The organism is Vibrio vulnificus NBRC 15645 = ATCC 27562 (genome assembly GCF_002224265.1).
GTDB classification, from domain to species: Bacteria; Pseudomonadota; Gammaproteobacteria; order Enterobacterales; family Vibrionaceae; genus Vibrio; species Vibrio vulnificus.
In genome coordinates this window covers 1,203,929-1,230,513 of sequence record NZ_CP012881.1, presented here as the reverse complement: position 1 = coordinate 1,230,513, position 26,585 = coordinate 1,203,929, and the positions used below count along the sequence as shown (strand labels likewise).

The 26,585-nt window shown below is 46.9% G+C and carries 39 protein-coding genes; 32 read left to right on the top strand and 7 right to left on the bottom strand.

Annotated elements, in window-relative coordinates; translation table 11 throughout:
- The first annotated feature begins 10 nt into the window (after positions 1–10).
- The 26 genes from rplD (at position 11) to rplQ (ending at position 12,704) form a co-directional block, all read left to right on the top strand.
- Positions 11–613, top strand: a complete 603-nt coding sequence (gene rplD / locus AOT11_RS05645; protein WP_011078830.1) for a 50S ribosomal protein L4 — start codon at positions 11–13, stop codon at positions 611–613.
- A complete protein-coding gene (gene rplW / locus AOT11_RS05640) occupies positions 610–912 on the top strand; it encodes a 50S ribosomal protein L23 (protein ID WP_011078829.1) in 303 nt (100 codons plus the stop codon). The genes rplD and rplW overlap by 4 nt, the downstream gene beginning before the upstream one ends.
- 16 nt (positions 913–928) lie before the next feature.
- The gene (rplB, locus tag AOT11_RS05635) at positions 929–1,753 is read left to right on the top strand and encodes a 50S ribosomal protein L2 (RefSeq protein ID WP_017420314.1); all 825 of its coding nucleotides are present in this window, start codon (positions 929–931) and stop codon (positions 1,751–1,753) included.
- Between the two features lie 21 nt (positions 1,754–1,774).
- Positions 1,775–2,053, top strand: coding sequence for a 30S ribosomal protein S19 (rpsS, locus tag AOT11_RS05630; protein WP_011078827.1), 279 nt, complete (start codon positions 1,775–1,777; stop codon positions 2,051–2,053).
- Positions 2,054–2,063: 10 nt separating this feature from the next.
- Complete coding sequence (gene rplV / locus AOT11_RS05625; RefSeq protein ID WP_005528535.1) at positions 2,064–2,396, top strand: 50S ribosomal protein L22; 333 nt, start codon at positions 2,064–2,066, stop codon at positions 2,394–2,396.
- An 18-nt stretch (positions 2,397–2,414) separates the two neighbouring features.
- Positions 2,415–3,116 carry a 30S ribosomal protein S3 gene (gene rpsC / locus AOT11_RS05620; RefSeq protein WP_011078826.1) on the top strand — a complete coding sequence of 234 codons (702 nt, stop codon included), beginning with the start codon at positions 2,415–2,417 and terminating at the stop codon, positions 3,114–3,116.
- 11 nt (positions 3,117–3,127) lie between these two features.
- Positions 3,128–3,538: a 50S ribosomal protein L16 gene (rplP, locus tag AOT11_RS05615; protein ID WP_004728605.1), complete on the top strand. Its 411-nt coding sequence runs from the start codon at positions 3,128–3,130 to the stop codon at positions 3,536–3,538.
- Positions 3,538–3,729 (top strand): 50S ribosomal protein L29, encoded by a 192-nt coding sequence (gene rpmC / locus AOT11_RS05610; RefSeq protein ID WP_011078825.1) that lies wholly within the window; start codon positions 3,538–3,540, stop codon positions 3,727–3,729. Before rplP ends, rpmC begins: the two co-directional genes overlap by 1 nt.
- Complete coding sequence (gene rpsQ, locus AOT11_RS05605) at positions 3,729–3,983, top strand: 30S ribosomal protein S17 (protein WP_017420315.1); 255 nt, start codon at positions 3,729–3,731, stop codon at positions 3,981–3,983. Before rpmC ends, rpsQ begins: the two co-directional genes overlap by 1 nt.
- Positions 3,984–4,145: 162 nt before the next feature.
- A complete protein-coding gene (gene rplN, locus AOT11_RS05600; RefSeq protein ID WP_017420316.1) occupies positions 4,146–4,517 on the top strand; it encodes a 50S ribosomal protein L14 in 372 nt (123 codons plus the stop codon).
- Between the two features lie 13 nt (positions 4,518–4,530).
- Positions 4,531–4,848, top strand: a complete 318-nt coding sequence (rplX, locus tag AOT11_RS05595) for a 50S ribosomal protein L24 (RefSeq protein ID WP_017420317.1) — start codon at positions 4,531–4,533, stop codon at positions 4,846–4,848.
- Between the two features lie 26 nt (positions 4,849–4,874).
- Entirely contained in the window at positions 4,875–5,414 is a 540-nt protein-coding gene (rplE, locus tag AOT11_RS05590) for a 50S ribosomal protein L5 (protein ID WP_011078821.1), read from the top strand.
- Between the two features lie 17 nt (positions 5,415–5,431).
- Complete coding sequence (gene rpsN / locus AOT11_RS05585) at positions 5,432–5,737, top strand: 30S ribosomal protein S14 (protein ID WP_011078820.1); 306 nt, start codon at positions 5,432–5,434, stop codon at positions 5,735–5,737.
- Positions 5,738–5,767: 30 nt separating this feature from the next.
- The gene (gene rpsH, locus AOT11_RS05580) at positions 5,768–6,160 is read left to right on the top strand and encodes a 30S ribosomal protein S8 (RefSeq protein ID WP_011078819.1); all 393 of its coding nucleotides are present in this window, start codon (positions 5,768–5,770) and stop codon (positions 6,158–6,160) included.
- A gap of 12 nt (positions 6,161–6,172) precedes the next feature.
- Complete coding sequence (gene rplF, locus AOT11_RS05575; RefSeq protein ID WP_011078818.1) at positions 6,173–6,706, top strand: 50S ribosomal protein L6; 534 nt, start codon at positions 6,173–6,175, stop codon at positions 6,704–6,706.
- Positions 6,707–6,715: 9 nt separating this feature from the next.
- Positions 6,716–7,069, top strand: coding sequence for a 50S ribosomal protein L18 (gene rplR, locus AOT11_RS05570; protein ID WP_011078817.1), 354 nt, complete (start codon positions 6,716–6,718; stop codon positions 7,067–7,069).
- A gap of 14 nt (positions 7,070–7,083) precedes the next feature.
- Positions 7,084–7,587, top strand: coding sequence for a 30S ribosomal protein S5 (gene rpsE, locus AOT11_RS05565; RefSeq protein WP_011078816.1), 504 nt, complete (start codon positions 7,084–7,086; stop codon positions 7,585–7,587).
- A 7-nt stretch (positions 7,588–7,594) separates the two neighbouring features.
- A complete protein-coding gene (gene rpmD, locus AOT11_RS05560) occupies positions 7,595–7,771 on the top strand; it encodes a 50S ribosomal protein L30 (RefSeq protein ID WP_011078815.1) in 177 nt (58 codons plus the stop codon).
- 6 nt (positions 7,772–7,777) lie between these two features.
- Positions 7,778–8,212, top strand: a complete 435-nt coding sequence (gene rplO / locus AOT11_RS05555; RefSeq protein ID WP_011078814.1) for a 50S ribosomal protein L15 — start codon at positions 7,778–7,780, stop codon at positions 8,210–8,212.
- 20 nt (positions 8,213–8,232) lie between these two features.
- Positions 8,233–9,567, top strand: coding sequence for a preprotein translocase subunit SecY (gene secY / locus AOT11_RS05550; protein ID WP_011078813.1), 1,335 nt, complete (start codon positions 8,233–8,235; stop codon positions 9,565–9,567).
- A gap of 38 nt (positions 9,568–9,605) precedes the next feature.
- The gene (gene rpmJ, locus AOT11_RS05545) at positions 9,606–9,719 is read left to right on the top strand and encodes a 50S ribosomal protein L36 (protein WP_000868186.1); all 114 of its coding nucleotides are present in this window, start codon (positions 9,606–9,608) and stop codon (positions 9,717–9,719) included.
- 146 nt (positions 9,720–9,865) lie between these two features.
- Entirely contained in the window at positions 9,866–10,222 is a 357-nt protein-coding gene (rpsM, locus tag AOT11_RS05540) for a 30S ribosomal protein S13 (RefSeq protein ID WP_011078812.1), read from the top strand.
- A gap of 18 nt (positions 10,223–10,240) precedes the next feature.
- Positions 10,241–10,630 (top strand): 30S ribosomal protein S11, encoded by a 390-nt coding sequence (rpsK, locus tag AOT11_RS05535; RefSeq protein WP_001118870.1) that lies wholly within the window; start codon positions 10,241–10,243, stop codon positions 10,628–10,630.
- Positions 10,631–10,657: 27 nt separating this feature from the next.
- Positions 10,658–11,278: a 30S ribosomal protein S4 gene (rpsD, locus tag AOT11_RS05530; protein ID WP_011078811.1), complete on the top strand. Its 621-nt coding sequence runs from the start codon at positions 10,658–10,660 to the stop codon at positions 11,276–11,278.
- A 23-nt stretch (positions 11,279–11,301) separates the two neighbouring features.
- Entirely contained in the window at positions 11,302–12,294 is a 993-nt protein-coding gene (locus tag AOT11_RS05525; RefSeq protein ID WP_010445384.1) for a DNA-directed RNA polymerase subunit alpha, read from the top strand.
- Positions 12,295–12,320: 26 nt separating this feature from the next.
- Positions 12,321–12,704 carry a 50S ribosomal protein L17 gene (rplQ, locus tag AOT11_RS05520; protein ID WP_011078810.1) on the top strand — a complete coding sequence of 128 codons (384 nt, stop codon included), beginning with the start codon at positions 12,321–12,323 and terminating at the stop codon, positions 12,702–12,704.
- 363 nt (positions 12,705–13,067) lie between these two features.
- Here the strand turns inward: rplQ and AOT11_RS05515 are convergent, their stop codons facing one another.
- Complete coding sequence (locus AOT11_RS05515; RefSeq protein ID WP_061778593.1) at positions 13,068–13,562, bottom strand: DUF2780 domain-containing protein; 495 nt, start codon at positions 13,560–13,562, stop codon at positions 13,068–13,070.
- Between the two features lie 133 nt (positions 13,563–13,695).
- The gene (locus AOT11_RS05510; RefSeq protein WP_026050414.1) at positions 13,696–14,316 is read right to left on the bottom strand and encodes an FKBP-type peptidyl-prolyl cis-trans isomerase; all 621 of its coding nucleotides are present in this window, start codon (positions 14,314–14,316) and stop codon (positions 13,696–13,698) included.
- A 226-nt stretch (positions 14,317–14,542) separates the two neighbouring features.
- On the opposite strand from AOT11_RS05510, the gene AOT11_RS05505 reads away from it, so the two are divergent.
- Positions 14,543–15,106, top strand: coding sequence for a LysM-like peptidoglycan-binding domain-containing protein (locus AOT11_RS05505; protein WP_026050415.1), 564 nt, complete (start codon positions 14,543–14,545; stop codon positions 15,104–15,106).
- Between the two features lie 73 nt (positions 15,107–15,179).
- Here AOT11_RS05505 and AOT11_RS05500 read toward each other — a convergent pair whose 3' ends face one another.
- The 4 genes from AOT11_RS05500 to cpdB all read right to left on the bottom strand — a co-directional run bounded on the left by AOT11_RS05500 (position 15,180) and on the right by cpdB (position 19,201).
- Positions 15,180–16,052, bottom strand: coding sequence for a DMT family transporter (locus AOT11_RS05500; protein WP_017420321.1), 873 nt, complete (start codon positions 16,050–16,052; stop codon positions 15,180–15,182).
- Entirely contained in the window at positions 16,053–16,505 is a 453-nt protein-coding gene (locus AOT11_RS05495; RefSeq protein ID WP_017420322.1) for a GNAT family N-acetyltransferase, read from the bottom strand.
- 99 nt (positions 16,506–16,604) lie between these two features.
- The gene (locus AOT11_RS05490; RefSeq protein ID WP_017420323.1) at positions 16,605–17,168 is read right to left on the bottom strand and encodes a Crp/Fnr family transcriptional regulator; all 564 of its coding nucleotides are present in this window, start codon (positions 17,166–17,168) and stop codon (positions 16,605–16,607) included.
- A 71-nt stretch (positions 17,169–17,239) separates the two neighbouring features.
- Positions 17,240–19,201 (bottom strand): 2',3'-cyclic-nucleotide 2'-phosphodiesterase, encoded by a 1,962-nt coding sequence (gene cpdB / locus AOT11_RS05485; RefSeq protein ID WP_026050416.1) that lies wholly within the window; start codon positions 19,199–19,201, stop codon positions 17,240–17,242.
- 272 nt (positions 19,202–19,473) lie between these two features.
- On the opposite strand from cpdB, the gene cobA reads away from it, so the two are divergent.
- The 5 genes from cobA to cysC all read left to right on the top strand — a co-directional run bounded on the left by cobA (position 19,474) and on the right by cysC (position 25,207).
- Positions 19,474–20,349, top strand: coding sequence for a uroporphyrinogen-III C-methyltransferase (gene cobA, locus AOT11_RS05480; RefSeq protein WP_017420325.1), 876 nt, complete (start codon positions 19,474–19,476; stop codon positions 20,347–20,349).
- Between the two features lie 57 nt (positions 20,350–20,406).
- On the top strand, positions 20,407–21,315 hold the full coding sequence (cysD, locus tag AOT11_RS05475) for a sulfate adenylyltransferase subunit CysD (RefSeq protein WP_011078801.1): 909 nt from the start codon (positions 20,407–20,409) through the stop codon (positions 21,313–21,315).
- A gap of 17 nt (positions 21,316–21,332) precedes the next feature.
- Positions 21,333–22,763 (top strand): sulfate adenylyltransferase subunit CysN, encoded by a 1,431-nt coding sequence (cysN, locus tag AOT11_RS05470; protein WP_017420326.1) that lies wholly within the window; start codon positions 21,333–21,335, stop codon positions 22,761–22,763.
- An 83-nt stretch (positions 22,764–22,846) separates the two neighbouring features.
- Positions 22,847–24,571, top strand: coding sequence for an SLC13 family permease (locus tag AOT11_RS05465; protein WP_017420327.1), 1,725 nt, complete (start codon positions 22,847–22,849; stop codon positions 24,569–24,571).
- A gap of 12 nt (positions 24,572–24,583) precedes the next feature.
- The gene (gene cysC, locus AOT11_RS05460) at positions 24,584–25,207 is read left to right on the top strand and encodes an adenylyl-sulfate kinase (protein WP_017420328.1); all 624 of its coding nucleotides are present in this window, start codon (positions 24,584–24,586) and stop codon (positions 25,205–25,207) included.
- A 127-nt stretch (positions 25,208–25,334) separates the two neighbouring features.
- On the opposite strand, the gene AOT11_RS05455 is transcribed toward cysC, so the two are convergent.
- Positions 25,335–26,237 (bottom strand): TIGR03899 family protein, encoded by a 903-nt coding sequence (locus AOT11_RS05455; RefSeq protein ID WP_017420329.1) that lies wholly within the window; start codon positions 26,235–26,237, stop codon positions 25,335–25,337.
- Positions 26,238–26,585: the final 348 nt, after the last annotated feature.

Here is a 26,585-nt window from a genome sequence, read left to right as displayed (position 1 = left end):
GGAGTAAGTAATGGAATTGATGGTTAAAGGTGCTGCTGCACTAACTGTTTCCGAAGCTACTTTCGGACGTGAGTTCAACGAAGCTCTTGTTCACCAAGTAGTTGTTGCGTACGCAGCAGGTGCTCGTCAAGGTACTCGTGCTCAAAAAACACGTTCAGAAGTTTCTGGCGGTGGTGCTAAACCATGGCGTCAAAAAGGTACTGGCCGTGCACGTGCTGGTACAATCCGTAGCCCACTATGGCGTACAGGTGGTGTTACTTTTGCTGCGAAACCACAAGATCACAGCCAAAAAGTAAACAAGAAAATGTACCGTGGTGCGATGAAGAGCATTCTTTCTGAGCTAGTTCGTCAAGAGCGTCTAATCGTTGTTGATAACTTCTCTGTTGAAGCACCAAAAACGAAAGAGCTAGTTGCTAAGCTTAAAGAACTTGAGCTAAACGACGTGCTTATCGTAACTGGCGAAGTAGACGAGAATCTATTCTTAGCTGCACGTAACCTATACAAAGTTGACGCACGTGACGTAGCTGGTATTGACCCAGTTTCTCTAATCGCGTTTAACAAGGTTCTAATGACTGCTGATGCAGTTAAGCAAGTTGAGGAGATGCTGGCATGATCACTCAAGAGCGTCTACTAAAAGTTCTACGTGCACCGCACATCTCTGAAAAAGCAACTATGGCAGCTGAGAAAGCGAACACTATCGTTTTCAAAGTAGCGAAAGATGCGACTAAGAAAGAGATCAAAGCAGCTGTAGAACAGCTATTTGAAGTTGAAGTTAAGTCTGTAAATACTCTTATCACTAAGGGTAAGACCAAGCGTCAAGGTCTACGCCAAGGCCGTCGTTCAGACGTGAAGAAAGCGTACGTTACTTTGAAAGAAGGTCAAGATCTTGACTTTGTTGGCGGCGCGGAATAACAGGAGTAGTTGAATAATGGCTATTGTTAAATGTAAGCCGACTTCGGCTGGTCGTCGTCACGTTGTTAAAGTTGTTAACGCTGACCTACACAAAGGCAAGCCTTACGCACCTCTTCTAGAGAAAAACTCTAAGAACGGTGGTCGTAACAACAACGGTCGTATCACAGTACGTCACATCGGTGGTGGTCATAAACAACACTACCGTGTAGTTGACTTCAAACGTACTAAAGACGGTATCCCAGCGAAAGTTGAGCGTCTAGAATACGATCCAAACCGTAGCGCAAACATCGCTCTAGTTCTGTACGCAGACGGTGAGCGTCGTTACATCATTGCACCTAAAGGTCTGCAAGCTGGTGACGTTATCCAATCTGGTGTTGATGCACCGATCAAAGCGGGTAACACTCTACCAATGCGCAACATCCCAGTAGGTTCTACAATTCACTGTGTTGAATTGACTCCTGGTAAAGGTGCACAGTTGGCTCGTTCAGCGGGTGCTTACGCTCAGCTAGTAGCTCGTGATGGTTCTTACGTAACTATCCGTCTACGTTCTGGCGAAATGCGTAAAGTTCTATCTGAAGGTCGCGCAACAATCGGTGAAGTTGGTAACTCTGAGCACATGCTTCGTGAGCTTGGTAAAGCTGGTGCAAGTCGCTGGCGTGGTGTTCGTCCAACCGTTCGCGGTGTGGTAATGAACCCAGTAGATCACCCACACGGTGGTGGTGAAGGTCGTACTTCTGGTGGCCGTCATCCAGTTTCACCTTGGGGTGTACCAACTAAAGGCTACAAGACTCGTAGCAACAAACGCACTGACAAGTACATCGTACGTCGTCGTAACAAGTAATCTATATAAAGAGGAATCGCCATGCCACGTTCTCTCAAGAAAGGTCCATTTATTGACCTACACTTGCTGAAGAAGGTAGAGAAAGCGGTGGAAAGCGGAGACAAAAAGCCACTTAAGACTTGGTCCCGTCGTTCAATGATCATCCCTACGATGATCGGTTTGACCATCGCTGTCCATAATGGTCGTCAGCACGTTCCAGTTTTCGTTACCGAAGAAATGATCGGTCACAAACTGGGTGAATTCGCACCAACTCGTACTTACCGCGGTCACGCTGCGGATAAGAAAGCTAAGAAGCGTTAAGGAGTAAATAATGGAAGCTATTGCTAAACATAACTTTGCTCGCATTTCGCCTCAGAAAGCTCGCTTAGTTGCGGATCTAATTCGTGGTAAATCTGTTGACCAAGCTCTTGAAATCCTAACTTTCAGCAACAAAAAAGCTGCTGTACTAGTTAAGAAAGTTCTAGAGTCTGCTATCGCTAACGCGGAGCACAACGAAGGTGCAGATATTGACGATCTGAATGTCGCAAAAATCTTTGTAGATGAAGGCCCAACCATGAAGCGTATTATGCCTCGTGCTAAAGGTCGTGCGGATCGTATCTTGAAGCGTTCAAGCCACATCACTGTTGTTGTAGCAGATCGCTAGAGACTAGGAGAGTAAGCAATGGGTCAAAAAGTACATCCTAATGGTATTCGTCTAGGCATCGTTAAGCCTTGGAATGCTACATGGTTTGCTAACACCAAAGATTTCGCTGACAACCTAGACGGCGACTTCAAGGTACGTCAGTTCCTAACTAAGGAACTTTCAAAAGCGTCTCTGTCACGTATCGTTATCGAGCGTCCTGCTAAGAGCATCCGTGTGACTATTCACACTGCTCGTCCAGGCGTTGTTATCGGTAAGAAAGGTGAAGACGTTGAGAAGCTACGCACAGCTGTAGCGAAAATTGCAGGTGTACCAGCGCAAATTAACATCGCTGAAGTACGTAAGCCTGAACTAGATGCGCAACTTGTTGGTGACAGCATCGCGTCTCAGCTAGAGCGTCGTGTAATGTTCCGTCGTGCTATGAAGCGTGCGGTACAAAACGCAATGCGTCTAGGTGCTAAGGGTATCAAAGTGGAAGTAAGCGGTCGTCTAGGCGGCGCTGAAATCGCACGTTCTGAGTGGTACCGTGAAGGCCGTGTGCCTCTACACACTCTACGTGCAGACATTGATTACGCAACTTCTTCGGCTCACACCACATACGGTGTAATCGGCATTAAAGTTTGGATCTTCAAAGGTGAGATCCTAGGCGGTATGCCAGCAGCAACTGAAGCTGCAGAGCCAAAGGCTGACAAGCCTAAGAAGCAGCGTAAAGGCCGTAAGTAAGGAGTCGACAGATGCTACAACCTAAACGTACTAAGTTCCGTAAGGTTCATACTGGTCGTAACCGCGGTCTAGCTAAAGGTACTGAAGTTAGCTTTGGTTCTTTTGGTCTTAAAGCTGTTGGCCGTGGTCGTTTGACTGCTCGTCAAATCGAAGCTGCACGTCGTGCTATGACGCGTCACATCAAGCGTCAAGGTAAGATCTGGATCCGTGTGTTCCCAGACAAGCCGATCACTGAAAAACCACTTGAAGTTCGTCAAGGTAAGGGTAAAGGTAACGTTGAGTACTGGGTAGCCCAAATCCAACCTGGTAAGGTTATGTACGAAGTTGATGGTGTACCTGAAGAATTGGCGCGTGAAGCGTTCCGCCTAGCGGCTCGCAAACTGCCATTCAAGACTACATTTGTAACTAAGCAGGTGATGTGATGAAAGCACAAGATCTACGCGAAAAGAGCGTTGAAGAGCTTAACTCTGAGCTATTGAATTTGCTACGTGAACAGTTCAACTTGCGCATGCAAGCTGCAACTGGTCAACTACAGCAAACTCATACTCTGAAAGCTGTACGCCGTGATATCGCACGTGTGAAAACTGTTTTGACTGAGAAGGCAGGCGCATAATGAGCGACAAAATTCGTACTCAACTAGGTCGTGTTGTTAGCGACAAGATGGACAAGTCTATCGTTGTTGCTATCGAGCGCATGGTGAAGCACCCTATCTACGGTAAATTCGTTAAGCGCACGACTAAAGTTCACGCACATGACGAAAACAACGAGTGTGGCATTGGCGACACTGTTGAAATCGTTGAGTGTCGTCCACTGTCTAAGACTAAGTCTTGGACTTTGGTAAAAGTTGTAGAAAAAGCGAAGATGTAATCTTCACTATTCTATGAATATAAACGGCTCCAAAAATTTTTTGGGGCCGTTTATTTTTTGACTACCCAATCACAAAAAAGGGTGGTACAATTCGCGTCCCTTATAAAGAGGCAGCCCGACCCGAGAGGGTCTAGTTTTTTTAATATTTAGCGGAGCACTAACATGATCCAAATGCAAAGTATGCTGGACGCAGCTGATAACTCAGGCGCTCGCAGCGTAATGTGTATTAAGGTTCTGGGTGGCTCTCACCGCCGTTATGCACATATCGGTGACGTTATCAAAGTTACTGTTAAGGAAGCAATTCCTCGCGGTAAAGTTAAAAAAGGTGACGTTCTGAAGGCGGTGGTAGTTCGCACCCGTAAAGGCGTACGTCGTCCAGACGGTTCTGTCATTCGCTTCGACCGAAATGCTTGCGTACTGTTGAACAACAACAGTGAGCAACCTATCGGTACACGTATCTTTGGTCCTGTGACTCGCGAACTTCGTGGCGATAAGTTCATGAAGATCGTTTCACTGGCTCCAGAAGTTCTGTAAGGAGCGGCAAAAAATGGCAGCTAAAATCCGTCGTAACGACGAAGTAATCGTTCTTGCTGGTAAAGATAAAGGCAAGAAAGGTAAAGTAACTAAGGTCCTAGCAACTGGTAAAGTTGTTGTTGAAGGTATCAACCTAGTTAAGAAACATCAGAAACCTGTTCCAGCTCTAGGTATCCAAGGCGGTATCGTTGAGCAAGAAGCAGCTATCGACGTTTCTAACGTGGCTATCTTCAATGCAGCTACTGGTAAAGCTGACCGTATCGGTTTCCGTTTTGAAGACGGCCAAAAGGTTCGTTTCTTCAAGTCTAACGGTGAAACTGTTTCTAACTAATTTAGAAAGTAATTTGGAGTTCTACTATGGCGAAACTGCATGATTACTACAAGTCGTCTGTAGTCGCTGAACTGACCAAACAGTTCGGTTACACAAGCGTCATGCAAGTCCCTAGAATCGAAAAGATCACCCTTAACATGGGTGTGGGCGATGCTATCAACGATAAGAAACTGCTAGAAAACGCAGCTGCTGATATGGCAACGATCTCTGGTCAAAAGCCACTTATCACTAAAGCGCGTAAGTCTGTTGCAGGCTTCAAAATTCGTGAAGGCTACCCAATCGGTTGTAAAGTAACCTTGCGTGGCGAACGTATGTGGGATTTTATGGAGCGTTTAATCTCTATCGCTCTTCCACGTGTACGTGACTTCCGTGGTGTTAACGCTAAGTCTTTTGACGGTCGCGGTAACTACAGCATGGGCGTTCGCGAGCAAATCATCTTCCCGGAAATCGACTTTGATAAAGTTGATCGTGTACGCGGTTTAGACATCACTATTACGACGTCTGCTGGTACTGATGAGGAAGGCCGTGCTCTGCTGGCTGCCTTTAACTTCCCATTCCGTAAGTAAGGTGAAGGGTTACTGTTATGGCTAAACAATCAATGAAAGCACGTGAAGCAAAACGTGCAAAGCTAGTAGCTAAGTTCGCTGAAAAGCGTGCTTCTCTAAAAGCTATCATCAGCGATGTAAATGTATCTGAAGAAGATCGTTGGAATGCGGTTCTAAAACTGCAAACTCTTCCACGTGATTCTAGTGCGTCACGTCAGCGCAACCGTTGTAACCAAACTGGTCGTCCACACGGTTACCTACGTAAATTCGGTCTGAGCCGTATCAAAGTTCGTGAAGCTTGCATGAAAGGCGAGATTCCTGGACTTCGTAAGGCTAGCTGGTAATTGCCACTTTAATCATTTGGAGTAAATCATATGAGCATGCAAGATCCGATTTCGGATATGCTGACCCGTATTCGTAACGGTCAGGCAGCAAACAAAGTTGCTGTTAAAATGCCTTCTTCAAAGCTGAAAGTTGCAATCGCTGCACTACTAAAGGCTGAAGGTTACATCGTTGACTTCGCTGTTGAAGGCGAAGCAAAACCTGAGCTAGAAGTTACTCTTAAGTACTTCCAAGCTAAACCAGTAATCGAGCAACTTAAGCGTGTTTCACGCCCAGGTCTGCGCGTCTACAAGAAGAAAGACGATCTGCCATCTGTTATGGGTGGTCTAGGTGTTGCTGTAGTTTCCACTTCCAAGGGTCTGATGTCAGACCGTGCTGCTCGTAAAGCAGGTCTTGGTGGTGAAATCATCTGCTACGTAGCTTAATAGGAGTAGAATATGTCTCGTGTTGCTAAAGCACCTGTCGCTATTCCAGCTGGCGTAGAGGTGAAACTGAACGGCCAAGAAATCACTGTAAAAGGTGCTAAAGGTGAACTATCTCGCGTTATCAACAACGCAGTAGTTATCGCTCAGGAAGAAAACAAGCTAACTTTCGGTCCTCGCGAAGGTGTTGCTAACGCATGGGCTCAAGCAGGTACTGCTCGCGCTCTAGTTAACAACATGGTTGTAGGTGTTACTGAAGGCTTTACCCGTAAGCTAATCCTTAAGGGTGTAGGTTACCGTGCTGCTATCAAAGGCAATGCGGTTGGTCTAACTCTTGGCTTCTCTCACCCAGTTGAGCATGAATTGCCAGCGGGTATCAAAGCTGAGTGTCCTAGCCAAACTGAAATCGTTTTAACTGGTTGTGATAAGCAGTTGATCGGTCAAGTTGCAGCAGACATTCGTGCTTACCGCGCGCCTGAGCCTTACAAAGGTAAAGGTATTCGTTACGCAGATGAAAATGTGCGTAGTAAAGAAGCTAAGAAGAAGTAAGGTAACACTATGGATAAGAAAGCATCTCGCATCCGTCGTGCTACACGTGCACGTCGTAAGATTGCAGAACTTGGTGCAACTCGCCTGGTAGTACACCGTACTCCTCGCCACGTTTACGCTCAAGTTATCGCAGCAAACGGCTCTGAGGTTATCGCAGCAGCTTCTACTGTAGAAAAAGCGATCCGTGAGCAAGTGAAATACACTGGTAACATCGAAGCAGCTAAAGCAGTTGGTAAAGCTGTAGCAGAGCGCGCTCTTGAAAAAGGCGTATCTACTGTTGCATTCGATCGTTCTGGTTTCCAATACCACGGTCGAGTAGCGGCGCTAGCAGATTCTGCTCGCGAAGCTGGTCTGAAATTCTAAGGTAGGGTTGGAAGATGGCTAAAGAACAACAAGTTCAAGCGAATGATTTGCAAGAAAAGCTAATCGCAGTTAACCGTGTTTCTAAAACGGTTAAAGGTGGTCGAATCATGAGCTTTACTGCACTAACAGTAGTTGGTGACGGTAACGGTCGTGTAGGTTTCGGTTACGGCAAAGCTCGTGAAGTACCTGCAGCGATCCAAAAAGCAATGGAAAAAGCGCGTCGTAACATGGTTACTATCGCACTTAACGAAGGCACACTTCACCACCCAGTGAAAGGTCGCCACTCGGGCTCTAAAGTTTACATGCAGCCTGCTGCAGAAGGTACTGGTGTTATCGCAGGTGGTGCGATGCGTGCAGTACTAGAAGTTGCTGGTGTACACAACGTACTGTCTAAAGCGTACGGCTCTACTAACCCAATCAACATCGTTCGTGCAACGATTGATGCGCTAGTAGACGTTAAGTCACCAGAAATGGTTGCTGCTAAACGTGGTCTAACTGTTGAAGCTATTTCGGAGTAAGAACACCATGGCAACTATCAAAGTAACACAAACTAAAAGCTCAATTGGTCGTCTACCTAAGCACAAAGCTACACTTCGTGGTCTAGGTCTTCGTCGTATCAACCACACAGTAGAACTTGAAGATACTCCGTGCATTCGCGGTATGATCAACAAGGTTTACTACATGGTTAAAGTTGAGGAGTAATCAGAAATGCGTTTGAATACTCTATCACCGGCTGCTGGCTCTAAGCATGCTCCTAAGCGTGTAGGTCGCGGTATCGGTTCTGGCCTTGGTAAAACAGGTGGCCGCGGTCACAAAGGTCAAAAGTCACGTTCTGGCGGTAAAGTTCGTCCAGGTTTTGAAGGCGGTCAGATGCCTCTAAAACAACGTCTACCAAAATTCGGTTTCACTTCTCGTAAGAGCCTAGTGTCTGCTGAAGTTCGCGTAGCTGAGCTAGCGAAAGTAACTGGTGACGTGGTTGATCTAAACAGCCTTAAAGCTGCTAACGTTATCACCAAAAACATTGAGAACGTGAAAATCGTTCTTTCTGGTGAAATCAATAAGGCAGTGACTGTTAAAGGTCTACGTGTGACTAAAGGCGCTAAAGCTGCAATCGAAGCTGCAGGCGGTAAAATCGAGGAATAATCTCGAGGAACGAGGTACAGATGGCTAAGAAACCAGGACAAGATTTTCGTAGTGCTCAGAGCGGCTTAAGTGAACTGAAGTCGCGCTTATTATTCGTAATTGGTGCACTTTTAGTATTCCGAGCTGGCTCTTTTGTGCCGATTCCTGGTATTGACGCTGCTGTACTTGCCGATTTGTTCGAACAGCAAAAAGGTACCATCGTTGAAATGTTTAACATGTTCTCCGGTGGTGCTCTTGAGCGTGCATCTATTTTAGCACTGGGCATCATGCCGTATATTTCGGCATCTATTGTTGTCCAGTTGCTAACTGTAGTTCATCCAGCGTTAGCTGAACTCAAGAAAGAGGGTGAAGCAGGCCGTCGTAAGATCAGCCAATACACACGCTACGGCACGCTTGTACTTGCAACATTCCAGGCTATTGGTATTGCAACTGGCTTACCAAACATGGTCGACAATCTGGTCGTTATCGATCAAACCATGTTTACGCTAATTGCAACCGTGAGTTTAGTAACCGGTACCATGTTCTTAATGTGGTTAGGTGAACAAATTACTGAGCGTGGAATTGGTAATGGTATTTCATTACTGATCTTTGCAGGTATTGTTGCTGGATTGCCTTCGGCAATCGGTCAAACAATCGAGCAAGCGCGTCAAGGTGAATTGCATGTACTTCTTCTGCTGTTAATTGCAGTGTTGGCTTTTGCTGTAATTTACTTCGTTGTTTTCATGGAGCGTGGTCAACGTCGTATCGTTGTTAACTACGCGAAGCGTCAACAAGGTCGTAAAGTATTTGCAGCACAAAGCTCGCACCTACCATTGAAAATTAATATGGCTGGTGTAATTCCTGCGATTTTCGCATCAAGCATTATCCTGTTCCCTGGAACATTGGCCCAGTGGTTTGGTCAGAATGGTGAAAGCAGCGCGTTCGGTTGGTTAACTGACGTGTCATTGGCTCTAAGTCCTGGTCAACCTCTATATGTAATGCTTTATGCAGCAGCGATTATTTTCTTCTGTTTCTTCTACACGGCGTTGGTTTTCAACCCGCGTGAAACAGCAGATAACCTGAAGAAGTCAGGTGCATTCGTACCCGGTATCCGCCCAGGCGAGCAGACAGCCAAGTACATTGATAAAGTAATGACGCGTTTAACCTTAGCTGGTGCGCTTTATATTACCTTTATCTGTCTGATTCCGGAGTTCATGATGGTCGCGTGGAACGTACGTTTCTACTTCGGCGGTACATCACTACTTATCGTAGTTGTTGTAATTATGGACTTTATGGCACAGGTACAGACACATATGATGTCTCATCAATATGAGTCTGTGTTGAAGAAAGCGAATCTGAAAGGCTACGGCCGTTAATCCGGCGGTAGTTTCAGTTTCAATTACGGAGTTTAGCAATGAAAGTTCGTGCTTCCGTTAAAAAAATCTGCCGTAACTGTAAAGTAATCAAGCGTAACGGTGTAGTTCGCGTGATTTGCAGTGAGCCAAAGCACAAGCAGCGCCAAGGCTAATCAGCAGAAATTTTTACTTGAAATAAAAGGTAGTGTCGAGTATATTCCTCGGCCTACCTTTTGCGTGCAAAAGAAGTAGTATCCCGCAGCGTATCCGACACGGGCTTTGCTGCGGATAATTCTTTTATGAAACCTAGGAGTGAATAATGGCCCGTATTGCAGGCATTAACATTCCTGATCAGAAACATGCTGTAATCGCTCTAACTGCGATCTACGGTATCGGTAAAACTCGCTCAAAAGCTATCCTAGCTGACGTGGGTATTGCTGAAGATGTTAAGATCAGTGAACTAACTGAAGAGCAGATCGATCAACTGCGTGATGGTGTAGCTAAGTACACTGTAGAAGGTGATCTACGTCGTGAAGTATCTATGAACATCAAGCGTCTTATGGACCTTGGCTGTTACCGTGGTCTTCGTCATCGTCGCAGTCTACCTCTACGTGGACAGCGTACTAAAACCAACGCTCGCACCCGCAAGGGTCCGCGTAAGCCGATCAAGAAATAATCGGGAAGGTAGAGTACAATGGCTAAACAACCAACTCGCGCGCGCAAGCGCGTACGCAAGCAAGTTGCGGATGGCGTTGCGCACATCCATGCTTCTTTCAATAACACAATCGTAACTATCACTGACCGTCAAGGTAATGCTCTTGCATGGGCTACTGCTGGTGGTTCAGGTTTCCGTGGTTCTCGTAAGTCTACTCCGTTCGCTGCACAGGTTGCTGCTGAGCGTTGTGCTGAAATGGCTAAAGAATACGGCCTAAAGAACTTGGAAGTTATGGTTAAGGGTCCTGGTCCAGGTCGTGAATCTACTGTTCGCGCACTGAACGCAGCTGGTTTCCGCATCACTAACATTGTTGATGCTACACCAATCCCTCATAACGGTTGTCGTCCACCTAAGAAACGTCGCGTATAACGTTTTTTAGATTACTGGAGAAAGATCATGGCAAGATATTTGGGTCCTAAGCTGAAGCTTAGCCGTCGTGAAGGCACTGACTTGTTCCTTAAGTCTGGTGTTCGCGCGATCGATACCAAGTGTAAAATTGATAACGCACCAGGTGTACACGGCGCTCGTCGCGGTCGTCTATCTGAGTATGGCGTTCAGCTTCGTGAGAAGCAAAAAGTACGTCGTATGTACGGCGTTCTAGAAAAACAATTCCGTAACTACTACGCAGAAGCTGCTCGTCTTAAAGGCAACACAGGTGAAAACCTACTTCAGCTTCTTGAAGGTCGTCTTGATAACGTAGTTTACCGCATGGGCTTTGGCGCAACTCGCGCAGAAGCACGTCAGCTAGTTAGCCACAAAGCTATCCTAGTAAACGGTAAAGTTGTAAACGTTCCTTCTTTCAAAGTAGCGGCTAACGACGTTGTTTCAATTCGCGAGAAAGCTAAACAGCAAACTCGTATCAAAGCAGCTCTAGAAGTTGCTGAACAACGTGAAAAACCAACTTGGATTGAAGTAGATGCTGGCAAGATGGAAGGTACATTCAAGCGTATGCCTGAACGTTCAGATCTATCAGCTGACATCAACGAACAATTGATCGTCGAGCTTTACTCTAAGTAAGGTTAAACTAAAGAGAGGACACAATGCAGGGTTCTGTAACAGAATTTCTTAAGCCACGTCTAGTTGACATCGAACAGATCAGCTCGACCCACGCAAAAGTAACTCTTGAGCCATTGGAGCGTGGTTTCGGCCATACTCTAGGTAATGCACTTCGCCGTATTCTTCTATCTTCTATGCCAGGTTGTGCTGTAACAGAAGTAGAAATTGAAGGCGTTCTTCATGAGTACAGCACTAAAGAAGGCGTTCAAGAAGATATTCTTGAAATCCTACTAAACCTAAAAGGTTTGGCTGTACGCGTTGCCGAAGGCAAAGATGAAGTGTTCATTACACTGAACAAATCAGGCTCGGGCCCTGTGGTTGCAGGTGACATCACCCATGACGGTGATGTAGAGATCGCTAACCCTGAACACGTAATTTGTCACCTAACGGATGACAACGCAGAGATCGCAATGCGCATCAAAGTAGAACGTGGTCGTGGTTATGTTCCAGCTTCAGCTCGTATCCATACTGAAGAAGATGAGCGTCCAATCGGTCGCCTACTAGTAGACGCTACTTACAGCCCTGTAGACAAAATTGCCTACGCTGTAGAAGCAGCTCGTGTAGAACAGCGCACTGACTTAGACAAGCTTGTTATCGATATGGAAACGAACGGTACTCTTGAACCTGAGGAAGCAATCCGTCGCGCAGCAACTATTCTTGCTGAGCAATTGGATGCGTTCGTAGATCTTCGTGATGTACGTGTACCTGAGGAGAAGGAAGAGAAGCCAGAATTCGATCCGATCCTACTGCGTCCTGTAGACGATCTTGAACTAACAGTTCGCTCTGCTAACTGTCTGAAAGCAGAAGCGATTCACTACATCGGTGATCTAGTACAACGTACTGAGGTTGAGCTACTTAAAACGCCAAACCTTGGTAAAAAATCTCTTACTGAGATTAAAGACGTACTTGCGTCACGTGGTCTGTCTCTGGGCATGCGCCTAGAAAACTGGCCACCTGCATCAATCGCTGAAGATTAATCGATACTAGTTAGAAGGATTAGGTCATGCGCCATCGTAAGAGTGGTCGTCAACTCAACCGCAACAGCTCACATCGCAAAGCGATGTTCAGCAACATGGCTAGCTCTCTTGTACGTCATGAAGTTATCAAGACTACATTGCCAAAAGCTAAAGAGCTACGTCGCGTAGTTGAGCCTTTGATTACACTAGCTAAGACTGACAGTGTTGCTAACCGTCGTCTTGCGTTTGCACGTACTCGTGACAACGAAGTAGTTGCAAAGCTATTTAACGAACTAGGTCCACGTTTTGCTGCTCGTCAGGGCGGTTACACTCGTATCCTAAAAGCTGGCTTCCGTGCTGGCGATAAAGCTCCAATGGCTTACATTGAGCTTGTAGATCGCCCAGCTGCTGAAGAAGCTGCTGCTGAGTAATCAGGTTCGTAAGAACAGAAAAGCCGAGCATTAGCTCGGCTTTTTTGCGTTTGTAAGATAAGGAAATAACGAGCCAAGCCTTACTTCCTTGGAAAAAGCTTCGCTCAGAGAATCGCGAGCGAACTTCGTTCTTCGAGAAGAGATCGCGGAGAGAGAGCCAAAAGTTGCAGACAGCACTGGTTCCTAATTTGGATTTCATTATCTGAGTTTAAAGAAAAAGGGTTGGCACTGCGCGCCAACCCTTCAAAATTTTCTCGCTTCTCGCTTCTCGCTTCTCGCTTCTCGCTTCTCGCTTCTCGCTTCTCGCTTCTCGCTTCTCGCTTCTCGCTTCTCGCTTCTCGCTTCTCGCTTCTCGCTTCTCGCTTATTTCCAGATAGAAGAAAGACTATCTAGCAAACCTGAGCTTGCGCCCTGATTTTGTAGTGCGCTTAGGATGATCGGTGTAAAGGTAGAAATAAGAGCTGGATCTAATCCCAATGCCGAAAAGGCGCTCTTAACCGTGTCGTTATTGCTGATTAACGCTGTAAGGCCGCTTGATTGTAGTGAATCAAACCCAGGCATAAGCCCTGCTAACTCGGTGCTTTCGTTATTGCTCAATGAGTTTTTCGCGAGCGCAAGGAGTGATCCCACTCCGCCGACCGCCTGTTCTGACAAAATGTTGGCGCTACTTTGGATAGTAGTGATGAGATCATTGTCAATTGAGCCTTTCTGAGACCAAGTTTGTACTGCGCTCATCAGCGCGGCGTTAGCCATTTCGCCATAACCACTTTCTGTACCTGTTTGAGCTTGTTTCGATGTCGTTTGACACCCCATAAGTGCGACACTGACAAAGGCGGCGATAGCGATTTTCTTGTACATAATATTTCCTTATTTGCTGACTTATTTTCGGTATTGTCACAACCGAATATTCTTGTTTTGAATGGCTTCAGTATTATCCAAAAAAAACGGCGACACATTGTGTCGCCGTTATGAGAAATGCTACAAGTTTAAATTAAACGATATCTAGCAGTTCTACTTCAAATACTAGTGCGGCAAATGGAGGAATTGACGCCCCCGCACCACGCTCGCCGTAAGCAAGATCGTGTGGGATGTACAGTTTCCACTTAGAGCCTACTGGCATCAGTTGTAGTGCTTCAACCCAACCTTTAATCACACCTGTGACTGGGAATTGCGCTGGTTGGCCACGTGATACTGAGCTATCGAACACGGTGCCGTCAACCAACTCACCATGGTAGTGAACGCGTACGGTTTTGTCTGAAGTTGGGATTTCGCCATTGCCTTCAGTGATGATTTCGTATTGCAGGCCAGACTCAAGAACCGTCACTTCTGGACGAAGTGCGTTGTCTTTTAGAAATACTTCGCCGTCAGCCGCTGCCGCTTTTGCCGCTTCTGCACGCGCAGATTCTGCGCGAGTGTATAGCTCGTGTAGTGCTTTGTTGATTTCGTCTACTTCAATCGCTGGCATGTCACCAGTTAAAGATGTTGCGATACCCGCTGCGATGGCTGCAACGTTTAGGCCATCAAGACCTGAACCTGCTAGTTGCTGGCCCATTTGTAGGCCAATACCGTAGCTTGCTTTCTCTTCTACGGTTTCAAATTTAATGTCAGACATAAAAGTCACTCTTATTGAACGAATGAAAGCGAAAGGATAACAGTTTAGGCTACAGGTTTAAATGGCCCATCTCTCACCGCGGGGCGTATGGACTTGTAAAAGGAACGTTTTCCTTCACGCTTTTTAACCATTTTTACCTTGTAATGACTCACTGTCATCGGAAAGCACTATACTCAGCCAATTTGTATTTTTATACTGAGTGCAAAGGGTTTGGAGAAGCACTAGCATGAATCGACGTCGAAAGAAGAAGGCTCAGGTAGATTATCTGGCGCTGTGTAAACAGCGTATTGCTCAATTTGATTACAAGCGTATTTTGTCCAACGTCAAGCAATTTTGGGCAGCGTTGCCACGTTTACATCAACGTGCGCTTTATGTTTTAGTTCCTGTCCTGTTGGTCTTGTTACTGTGGCCAAGTAGCGAACCAGAGCTCAAAGTGCCAGAGCCTAGCACGCCACAGCGTATTGCTTTGGATATTGATACTACTGGGTTAAGCCAGCAACGCACAGAAGAGCAGAACAACTTAAAGTCCAATAGCTGGAAGGAATACCTAGTGCGTGATGGTGACACCCTTTCTCAGGTGTTTCGTAATAATCAGTTGTCGATGTCGGATCTCAATGCACTGGTGCGCATCGAAGGGGATGACAAACCGCTCAGCCAGATCAAACAAGGTCAGTTGGTGCGTTTTAAGCTCAATGACACCGGTCAATTGGACATTTTGCAGTTGGAAAAAGGCACGACCTCAGTGATGTTTTTCCGTTTATCTAATGGTGGTTTTGGCCGCAGCAAGTAGCGCTGCCGTGTGATGAATCAGTCCCAATAAGGCGCCTTGAGCGCCTTATTGCGTTTATACGAACTCTCCTTTTCTAGCTCGATGATGGAGAGCGATGTTTCTGTTGTCTGATATATAGCCACTTGCGAACGGGCAGTAGCGGCAGCACAATCAATGAAATTCCAAGCCATGTGAAGCCATCGGGCCGTTCGTTAAAACCGACTAGGCCTATGATGGTGACAAACAGCAATCCAGAATACTCCGAGAGCGCAATTTGGCCTGCTGGCGCACGGCGATATGCTGCAACGGCCAAACCGTTATAGCCAAGAATGCACACAGCGCTTATTGCGACAAACAGAAACAGTTGAGCACTCATGGGTTGCCAATGAAATAGCGCCAGCAAGGCCGATACAGGAATGGAGAACAGGCTCGTCCACCATAACGTAGTCACCACCGATTGCGAGACCGGCAACTTTCTCACTAGGATGTTAAACAGTGCGAGTGTGGTGGCGGTGCCGAGTGCAAAGAGGGCCGCCCAATGAAATTGAGAAGGGCGTAACACGATCAACACACCAACAAAGCCCAGGCTGGTCGCAAGCACTTTGGCAGCGGAAGGACGTTCTTTCAACAGCCAAATTGACAATGGCAGCATGAGTAACGGTGCGGCATAAAAAACCGCATTGGCAGTTGCCAGCGGCAGATAAGTGATAGAAACCATCATACAACCGCTGCCAATCAAAATGAGGTGCGCTCGGGTGATGGTCACTGCGGGTTGTGTTAATCGCCGTTGTTCTGGTGATTGAACCCACCATAAGGGCGTGATGAGTAAGAGCGAGACCAACTGACGCAAAAACATGTATTGAAATGGGGAGATATCACCGTCAATGAGCTTTACGGCGACATCGGAAAGCGTCGCCAAGAAGTTGCCAACAATCAGTAAAACGATAGCCAGTTGGTGAGCTTGCATTTAGTCGCCTTTACGCATATCGATATGAGGGATGCCATCCTCAAGGTACATGTCTGACACTGTGCGAAAGCCGTGATGTTGGTAAAACGCTTCAAGGTGTTGTTGGGCACCAATGTCGATTACTGTGTTTGGCCAAAGTTCGTCACAACATTGCAACGCCTGAGTGAGCAACTGATGGCCAAGACCATTGCCTCGCGCACTGGCTAAGGTTGCCACGCGTCCGATTGAGGCGTGAGGGTAAGTGGTTCCAGCAGGAAGCAAGCGACTACAAGCAACCAACTCTTCTCCTTGATAACCCAATAGATGATAGACCCCAGGTTTTGTATCGTGGCCATCAAGCTCAGGATACGGGCAGTTTTGCTCAACGACGAAGACATCAACGCGAAGTTTTAATAACTGATAAAGCTGGGTGTTCGACAGCTGCGTAAACGGCAGCAATTGCCATTGGACCATGGATAACCCTCCTAATGAAATGAATATGGCGACTCTAATTTTTCTCTTCCGCGAATGCCATTAACATATGTTAACAATGACTATCTCTATGTTATCGAGTTAAGCCGTTGAACGGCTTTTAATTCGACTTAAGCTGACTGGGGTGATACCTAAATAAGCCGCAATTTGCCGATCACTGAGCCTTTCCAATAACGTGGGGAACGACGTTTTAAACAAGTGGTATTTTTGCTCAGGAGTGTGAAGCAGCAAAAAGCGCTCTTTACGTTCTTTGTAAACCAGTTGAGTCTCGAGTAAGTGCGTGTAAAGCGGGTGATGTGTTGAGCGCCAATGCTGCAGTAGTTCGATTGGAAATATCAGCAAATGTACTGGTGTTAATGTCTCAAGCAGAAAAGGACTTGCTTGTTGCAAAATCGCGCTTTCAAAGCCGATCATCCAATCGACTTCCCAATAGAATTCTTTGCTGAACTCTTTACCGTCTTCAGTGAGATAGCAGGCGTGACATAACCCATCGAGCAAAAAATAAAATTGCTGCGGATACTCTCCCTGATGGTGGAGAATATGACGAGTGGGCAACTGCAGTTCTTTGGCTTGAGAGAGCACCAGGGCAATGGCATCGGCGGATAAACTGAGTTTCTGAAGCTGTTGTATAAAGCGAGTGTCCATGTCTCTCCCTAAAAAAAACCGTTGCCTTAGGGCAACGGTTTGAGTTTAAGCATTTCTCATATCGAGAAAAGTTATTTTTGCAGATCCAACTGGTACACGGCGAAACCAACGTCGTCCGTCGCAATCTGCTTCATTGGGTAGATGCCTTTCTCCTTGATGAACTGCGCCGCTTTGTCGCTTGGCGAGGTTTCAAAGCGAATATCCAGTGCTTTGTCTGACTTAATCGGCGCGAAAGTCCAGTTATTGTCGGCACTTGGTGTCACTTCCCCTTTTTCTTGGCTCACGCGAGAGATGTAGTTGGCCACGACAGTGCGGTTTTCATCTGGTGAATCAAACGCGACAAACTCTGAACCTGTGCCTGGGAACTTGTTGCTGTAAGCACGGTAATTGTTGGTCGCAATAATGAATGTTTGCTTCACATCGATCGGCTTGCCTTGGTAAGTCAGGCCAATAACACGCTCAGAATCGGCGTTGATCACTTTACAATCACCGTCATATTTTGCAGGTTTGGTCACATCAATCTGGTAGTTCACCCCATCGATCACATCGAAGTTATACGTGCGGAAACCATCCCAATCGATCAGAGATTGAGGCGCCGTGCTGCTGACGTCGATTTGCTTGAACTGACCTGCACTACATTCAAGCCACTCTTTCACTTCGTGACCAGTGACTTTCATCGCCACCAGTGTATTTGGATAGAGGTACAAGTCGGCTGCGTTACGGAACGTTAACTGACCAGATTCCACTTCGGTAAAGTTGGCCGGATCGTTTTTACGACCACCCGCTTTAAACGGCGCTGCGGCAGAAAGAACGGGTAGGCCAGCAAGATCAGGATCGCCTTGGATAAAGCGTTCTACGTAATCTTTCTGCGCTAAGTTAACAATTTGCACGGTTGGGTCGTCTTGAACTAAGGCGAGGAAGCTGTACATCACATCGTTCGCTTTACCGATAGGTTGGTTAACGAACTCGCGTGTGCCCTTGTGGTCGGCTTCCAGTGCTTTTACCATCGCCGCATCGGCGTCAACCAATGGTTTTTTGGTTGCTTTGTCGAAAATTGGGCGCGCTTCCGTTTGTCCTTTGACAACCGTCCATTTCCCTTCTTTTTGCTGTAGTTCTAAGTCAATAATACCGACATGGCTGCCCCAGCGTCCTGGCATCACCGCCGCAACACCGTTGATGGTGCCAGCTTGATTATCGACACCTTGGATGTTGTCAAAGCCTTTACCTGGGAACACTGCGTGGGAGTGGCCAAACGCAATTGCATCAATGCCGTCCACTTCTGAGAGGTAGTAAACTGAGTTTTCTGCGCCAATTTTGTATGGGTCAGAGGAGACGCCGGAGTGTGGAATGGCGACGATCACATCGGCACCTTCTTTCTTCATCTGCGGAACCAGCTCTTCTGCGGTTTCTTTGATGTCTTTGGCGAACACTTTGCCTTCGAGGTTTTTCTTGTCCCACACCATAATTTGAGGAGGTACAAAGCCAATGTAGCCCACTTTGATGGTGTGCTCTTCACCGTTTACGTCTTTGAAGGTGTGAGCTTTGATGATGTAAGGTTTGAAGTAGTGCTTGCCCGTTTTCTTATCAAAAACGTTGGCGCTGACGTATGGGAAATCCGCATCGTTAATGGTTTCCGCTAAGAACTCTAAACCGTAGTTGAATTCGTGGTTACCAATGTTACCGACATCGTAGCTCAGCTGGTTCATGGCTTTGTAAACAGGATGAACTTCACCCGCTTTAATGCCTTTAGCTGCCATGTAGTCACCCATCGGGCTACCTTGAATTAAGTCACCGTTATCAACCAGTACGCTGTTGACCACTTCGCCACGTGCTTGTTTGACCAGTGTTGCTGCACGCGTCAAACCAATTTGTTGTGAAGGCTTGTCTTTGTAGTAGTCGTAGTCCATCACATTAGTGTGAATATCGGTGGTTTCAATAATGCGTAGTTTGATGGTTTCAGCCATTGCTGGGCCAGCCATGACTAACATGCTGCTTAAAACGGCTAGAGATAGGGGTTTCACTGCCACTTTCATCGTCTGCTCCAAAAGAATGTTTGCGGAAAGGTCGGTGATTAATGTAACAAATAATGATGAAACCTATCTTACGCGACATATTGAATTGTGATTTTGAGCAATTACTTTATCCCGTTCTGCTTATTATCTCTCACCTTTTGCGGGTTATTTCAGCGCTGAGAGTAACGAGATTGTATTTCCTTAGCAGTTTTTTGAATAAAAAATGAAATTTTAGAATTTCAGGTAATATGAAGAGCTCGCCATAATGCGCTTATCAATAGTTCGATGGAAAGATGAGCATGGCAGACAAGGACACAGCAACGGTTTTCCCTTTTAAGCGCCCTAGCGTGGTGGCAAGCAGTCCCAAGGCTGGCCGTTATGGTCACAGCCAGCTCAAGCATGGTGAAGTGGCTTTAGTCGGTGCGGGCCCGGGTGACCCGGAGCTGCTGACGCTCAAAGCGCTCAACTACCTACAGCAAGCCGAAGTCGTGCTGTACGACTACCTCGTCTCTGATGAGATCATGGCTCTGGTAGCAAATGACGCCATTCTAGTGTGTGTGGGTAAGCGAGCGGGTCACCACAGCGTACCTCAAGAGAAAACCAACCAACTCCTCGTGGACTTTGCTAAGCAAGGTTACAAAGTCGTGCGCATCAAAGGTGGCGATCCGTTTGTTTTTGGCCGTGGCGGCGAAGAACTAGAAGTGTTAGCCGATGCTGGCATTACCTTTCAAGTGGTCCCAGGTATTACAGCCGCAGCGGGCGCCACTGCGTATGCGGGCATACCGCTTACCCATCGTGATTACGCACAATCCGCAATGTTTATTACAGGGCATCTCAAAGCAGAAAGTGACCAATTGGATTGGTCGACTCTGGCAAGGGGGCAGCAAACACTGGTGATTTATATGGGGTTGATGAAGTCGAATTACATTCAAGAGCAATTGATTAAACACGGTCGCAGAGCACAAACACCGATTGCGATTATCGAACGCGGAACTCAGTTGTCACAGAAAGTTTTTAAAGGTCAATTATCGGAACTGGCTGATTTAGCTAAGAAAGCAGAGGCCCCAGCACTGATTGTGATCGGTGAAGTGGTGCAGTTGTCTCAGAAATTAGATTGGTTCTTATCTGGTACTCGAATCAACAATAGTGCTATTGCCAACTCAATATAATCGTTACCAAAGATTTAGGGATACGTATAAGCCAAAAGGTTTAAAAAGGAAATAACTATGGATCAACAACGCCTGACTCACTTGAAGCAGCTGGAAGCAGAAAGCATTCACATTATTCGTGAAGTGGCTGCTGAGTTCGACAATCCAGTAATGATGTACTCAATCGGCAAAGACTCTTCGGTCATGCTGCATTTAGCACGCAAAGCCTTCTATCCAGGGAAGATTCCTTTCCCACTACTGCATGTAGATACGGATTGGAAATTCCGCGAAATGATCGAATTTCGTGATCGTACGGCAGAGAAGTACGGCTTTGAATTGTTGGTACATAAGAACCCAGAAGGTCTCGCTATGGGATGTAGCCCATTTACCCACGGCTCATCGAAACATACTGACATCATGAAAACGCAAGGCCTTAAACAAGCATTAAATAAGTATGGTTTTGATGCTGCCTTTGGTGGTGCGCGTCGTGATGAAGAAAAATCGCGAGCGAAAGAGCGTGTCTACTCATTCCGTGACAAAAACCACACTTGGGATCCAAAAAATCAGCGTCCAGAGCTGTGGAAAACCTATAACGGCCAAGTAAACAAAGGCGAAAGCATTCGTGTGTTTCCTTTGTCGAACTGGACAGAGTTGGATATTTGGCAATACATCTACCTAGAGAACATCGAGATTGTTCCGCTGTATCTGGCCGCTAAACGCCCGGTGGTAGAGCGTGATGGCATGCTGATCATGGTGGACGATGATCGTATGAAGCTGAAAGAAGGTGAAGTGATCGAAGAGAAAAGCGTGCGCTTCCGCACCCTCGGTTGTTACCCATTAACGGGCGCGATCGAATCAGAGGCGAATACCTTGACAGGCATTATTGAAGAGATGCTGGTGGCCACTTCCAGTGAGCGTCAAGGACGAGCCATCGACCACGATCAATCGGGGTCGATGGAGCTGAAAAAACGTCAGGGTTACTTCTAAGGATCTAAGGAAAGAAAATGAATAGTGCAGTTCAAGCTCAGCTCGCTGAGTTAGGTATTGAAGGTTACCTAAATCAACACCAACACAAATCGCTACTTAGATTCCTGACATGTGGCTCGGTAGACGATGGTAAAAGTACCCTGATTGGTCGTTTGCTACACGACTCAAAACAGATTTATGAAGATCAACTTGCGGCAGTGCATTCAGACAGTCAGCGCGTTGGTACCACGGGCAGTCGTCCAGACTTAGCCTTGCTAGTGGATGGTCTACAAGCGGAGCGTGAGCAAGGCATCACCATCGATGTGGCTTACCGTTACTTCTCAACCCAGAAGCGTAAATTCATTATCGCCGATACTCCGGGGCATGAGCAGTACACGCGCAACATGGCAACAGGCGCTTCAACGTGTGACCTAGCGGTGATTCTGATCGACGCGCGTAAAGGTGTGTTGGATCAAACGCGTCGTCACTCGTTTATCTCCAATTTGCTCGGCCTGAAACACTTTGTGGTTGCCGTGAACAAAATGGACTTAGTGGAATTTTCTCAGCAACGCTTTGAAGAAATCAAAGCGGAGTACCTAGAGTTTTCGAAAAACCTGCGCGGCGAAACGGATATTCAAATTATCCCAATCTCTGCTCTGGAAGGCGACAACGTGGTTGAGCTGAGCCAACAAATGGCTTGGTACCAAGGCCCGACACTACTCGAAATTTTGGAAGCGGTTGACGTTGAGAAAGAGAAAGAAGCGAGTGAATTCCGTTTCCCAGTGCAATACGTTAATCGTCCAAACCTCGATTTTCGTGGTTTCGCTGGCACTATTTCGTCTGGTGTGGTGAACGTGGGCGATCGCATTACGGCGCTGCCATCGGGTAAGAGCTCAACCGTTGCGCGCATCGTCACCTTCGATGGCGATCTTGAACAGGCGCAAGCGGGTTTAGCTGTGACGCTGACTCTGGCCGATGAGATCGATATCAGCCGCGGGGATTTGATTGTTCACCATGGTGCGAATGTGGAGCTCACTAACCATTTGGCAGCGGATGTGGTGTGGATGACAGAACAGCCACTTCAGCCTGGTCGTGATTATGACATCAAGATTGCTGGTAAAAAGACCATTGGTCGCGTTGAGCACATTCATCATCAATATGACATCAACAACCTTTCCAAACACAGTGCGGCGGAGTTGCCGTTGAATGGTATTGGTTTGTGTGAGTGGACCTTTAACGAGTCTATCGCTCTGGATAACTACCAAGATTGTGCTGATACCGGTGGTTTCATCATCATCGATCGTCTGACAAACGTCACTGTTGGCGCGGGCATGGTGAGTGAGAGCCTGACGGAAGTAACCAAAGCAAGCAGTGATTTCTCCGCATTTGAGTTGGAATTGAATGCACTCATTCGCAAGCATTTCCCACATTGGGATGCGAAAGATTTGAGCGAATTGCTTAAGAAGTAACACTGAGTCATACCGAAGTTTGTAGAGTCAGTCAGACGTTGTTGTAACTGGGGGAGTGAGGCTCCCCCATATGGGGATGTAGTATGTGGGAGCAAGGATTTGTATTGGCGTTGTTGCTGGGCATCATCACCTGTTTGCTCGTCACGAAAATCAAACCAAGCTATATTTTTGCTGGTGCGGCGTTTGCGGCATTTATGGCTGGAATGAGTGATCTCACTGCGATTGCGGCGAACTTCACCAACTCATCCTTATTGACCTTAGTGCTGCTGATTCTCGCTTCGACTGCGCTGGAAAAGACGCGTTTGATCAGTTGGGTCAGTCGCAGTATTTCGGAAGGCAGATTGTTGACGGTGGTGGCAAAACTGGGTTTTTCCACGGCCTTCCTCTCTTCGTTTACCAATAATACCGCGGTGGTAGTGTCGTTGATTGGGGCTATCAAACGCAATCGTCAACATGCGCCTTCTAAGCTGTTGATTCCGCTTTCTTATGCAGCGATTTTTGGTGGCACACTGACATTAATTGGCACGTCTACCAATTTGATCATCAACAGTTTCGTCGAAGATGCAGGACTACCCAGTCTCAGTTTCTTTACCCCAACGTTGATTGGTTTGGCGATCGTGATTGGCGGGGTATTGGTGCTGATCCCTCTCAGTTATTTGCTACCCGATTACGATGACCAAGGTCAAGATGAGTTACCGTATTTCCTAGAAGCCGCGGTTGAACCCGGTTCACCGCTGGTGGGGCGTAGCATCACCGAGAACAATCTACGTGCTTTGCGTAAGCTGTTTTTGGCAGAGGTGATTCGTGATGGGCAAACGGTGCCTTCCGTTGGGCCTGATTTTGTTCTGCAAGCCAAAGATCGTTTGTTGTTTTGTGGTGAGGTTGATAGCGTCTCGACGTTGCAAGAGATTCCCGGTTTAACCTTGTTTGGCCAGCAGCATCTGAATGGGCAGAACTTTGTTGAAGTGGTGGTGAGTTCCTCAGCAACTTTCTGCAACAAAACCCTCAAATCGAGCCGTTTTCGTGACCGGTTTGATGCGGTGGTGGTGGCGATTCGTCGTGGCCATGAACGTCTCGAAGGGGGCTTAGGCAATATTACCCTAGCGGCTGGCGATACCTTAGTGGTAGTGCCGGGTAAGCGATTTGAAGCGGAGCGGCAGGCACATCGTAAAGAGTTTGTGCTGATGAACGATTTGGATTCCAGCGCCCGTTTGGACAGCCACAAATCAACGTTGGTGTTGCTCGGCTTTATGGCGGTGATTGCTGCGGCACTGACGGGGTTAGTGCCCATTATTAAAGGCTTGGCACTGTATCTCCTGGCTCTAGTGGTTTTTGGTATTGTGCAACTCAATGAGCTAAGACGACGTTTTCCGATTGATATTGTGGTGATTGTTGGCTCGGCGCTGTCGATTGCGCAGTTGATGATCAGCTCTGGTTTTTCAGAGCGTATGGGCGGTATGTTCATTGAAGCCTTCAATGGCTGGGGTGTGTTTGGTGCTTTGGTGGCCACCTACTTTGTCACTTTGATCCTCACGGAACTGGTGACCAACAATGCCGCTGCGGCTCTTGCCTTTCCGCTGGGCTATAGCATGGCGCTGGGTTATGGCGTTGATCCGATGCCGTTTATCATGGCGGTGTTGTTTGGTGCCAGTGCCAGTTTTATTTCACCCTACGGGTATCAAACCAACTTGCTGGTGTACAGCGTGGGGAATTATCGTTTGTTGGATTATTTGAAAATTGGTGTGCCGATCTCTTTGGTGTATTCGGTGCTCGTGTTGACTTTGATTCCGATTTTCTTCCCGTTTTAAAAAGGATTTTCTATGAGCAGCGTTATCGCGCAAAAAGATGAAAATGTCGTTTGGCATCAACATGCTGTGACTAAAATGCAGCGCGCAGATTTAAAACAGCAAAAGCCAGCCGTGCTTTGGTTTACAGGGTTGTCTGGTGCGGGCAAATCGACAGTGGCTGGTGCGCTGGAAAATCGGCTTGCTGAGCAAGGTTTCCATACTTATTTATTGGATGGAGACAACGTACGCCACGGTTTGTGCAGTGATCTTGGTTTTTCGACGCAAGATCGTCGTGAAAACATTCGCCGTATCGGTGAGTTAGCTAAGTTGATGGCCGATGCAGGATTGATCGTGTTGACGGCATTTATTTCTCCTCACCGTGCTGAGCGTCAGTTGGTGCGTGATTTATTGCCGGAAGGGGAGTTTATTGAAGTCTTCGTCAATGCGTCATTAGAAGTGTGCGAACAACGCGATCCAAAAGGTCTGTATAAAAAAGCACGCGCAGGCGAAATTGCCAACTTCACGGGAATCGACTCTGAATATGAGGTACCGCTCAATCCAGAGATTGACCTGCCTGCAGGAGAAAAAGGCATTGAAGCGCTGGTGGATTTACTGGTGGAGCAACTTACGCTGCGTGGTGTGATTTCCCCACGTTAGTACTCTTATCTGAATTTTTTGTATGACAAGAAGTGAGTGTCGCAGCGCGAGACTCACTTTTTTATTGTGATTCATTTTATGTGGATCGCATGACGTTATTACCGTGCTGGCAATTTTCGCGTCGATTTTACACGGTGTGATGGATGCTACTTTGCGCGTCAGTTTGTACGGTAAATTTTTGATTGAGTAGCGCAACCAATTGATCGTAATACGAGTTATTCGGTTTGTTGCCAAGCAACTTACACAACTCATTCCCTGTTGGAGTAAAACGGTAATAAAGCAAACGCACGCCTTTAGATGTGGCATTCAACTGCAAATTTTTGCCTTGATAAGTGAGCATGAGCGGTGTTTGCTGTTCAATTTCACCCGACTCAAGCTCAGTTCCGTGCAGCAGCCCTAATTCAATCAAAACCAGTAGACTGGAAAAGGGAAGTTGGAAGCTGCCAATATTAATGTTGCTGGTGGTGTCCCGCTTCCCAAAGCTGAACAGTCCGCCTTGTGCACGAAAGCCAATGAGTAATTTACGGCTGGCGTCACCACCAAAGCTGCAGGCAAGCGAGGCGGCGCGTTGCAGTGTGTGCGCTTCCTTCGGCGTCATGTCTTGTAGCACTTTCAGCGCTTTCATCGACGTTGAACCTGGATTGGTCACTTCGCGTTTAAGTACCTGTGCCCACAGTTTTTGCATGGCACTGTTGTGGATCTCTTGCGCCATGTCGAAGAAGCGGTAGAGCCAATCTTGATCTGGCTCACCAGCCGTTTCATCTTTGCATGATACATGCGCCAGCTTGAGGATCTGCTCTAGGTTTTTTTGTCGCTGTTCTTTGCGTTGCTCTTCACGAAACATGGCCCGCTCTAGGGCATTTTTGGCTGGCGGATCTTTTTGCAACAGTGCATCGAGGCCATAGGTTTGCGCTATGGTTTGGATTCGACTTGCGCTGTCTTTGATATAGCTGGACTTTTTCTCCTGATAACCGCCGCTTTTGGTTTCGGGTTCCACGTCAATGACGACGGGAGGTCTGCTATCCGCCATGGGTTTTTCCTTTCATCTTTTCGCTGGCTAAGCTCTCAATGTACCTGCAATCAGAAGCAGACTGCAAGATTCACGCCTCACACTCTGCTGGTTCATGGCGAGATATTGCCCTGTTCGCGGAGAAAATCGCAAATTAACCGTGTAATAGGCTATGCCAAATGATAATAAGTTGTTAAAATTGTTGCGTTGTTTTGTGAGGAAACTATGAAGTACTTCGGAGAGAATAAGCTGAAAAAGCACCTATCAATCGCGCTACTCTTGGTGGCTTACCTAGCAACGTTAATTTATTTATCTAAATTCATTGCTTGAGAGAGAACGATTGACAGGTTGTGTAAATGTTAATCGTGA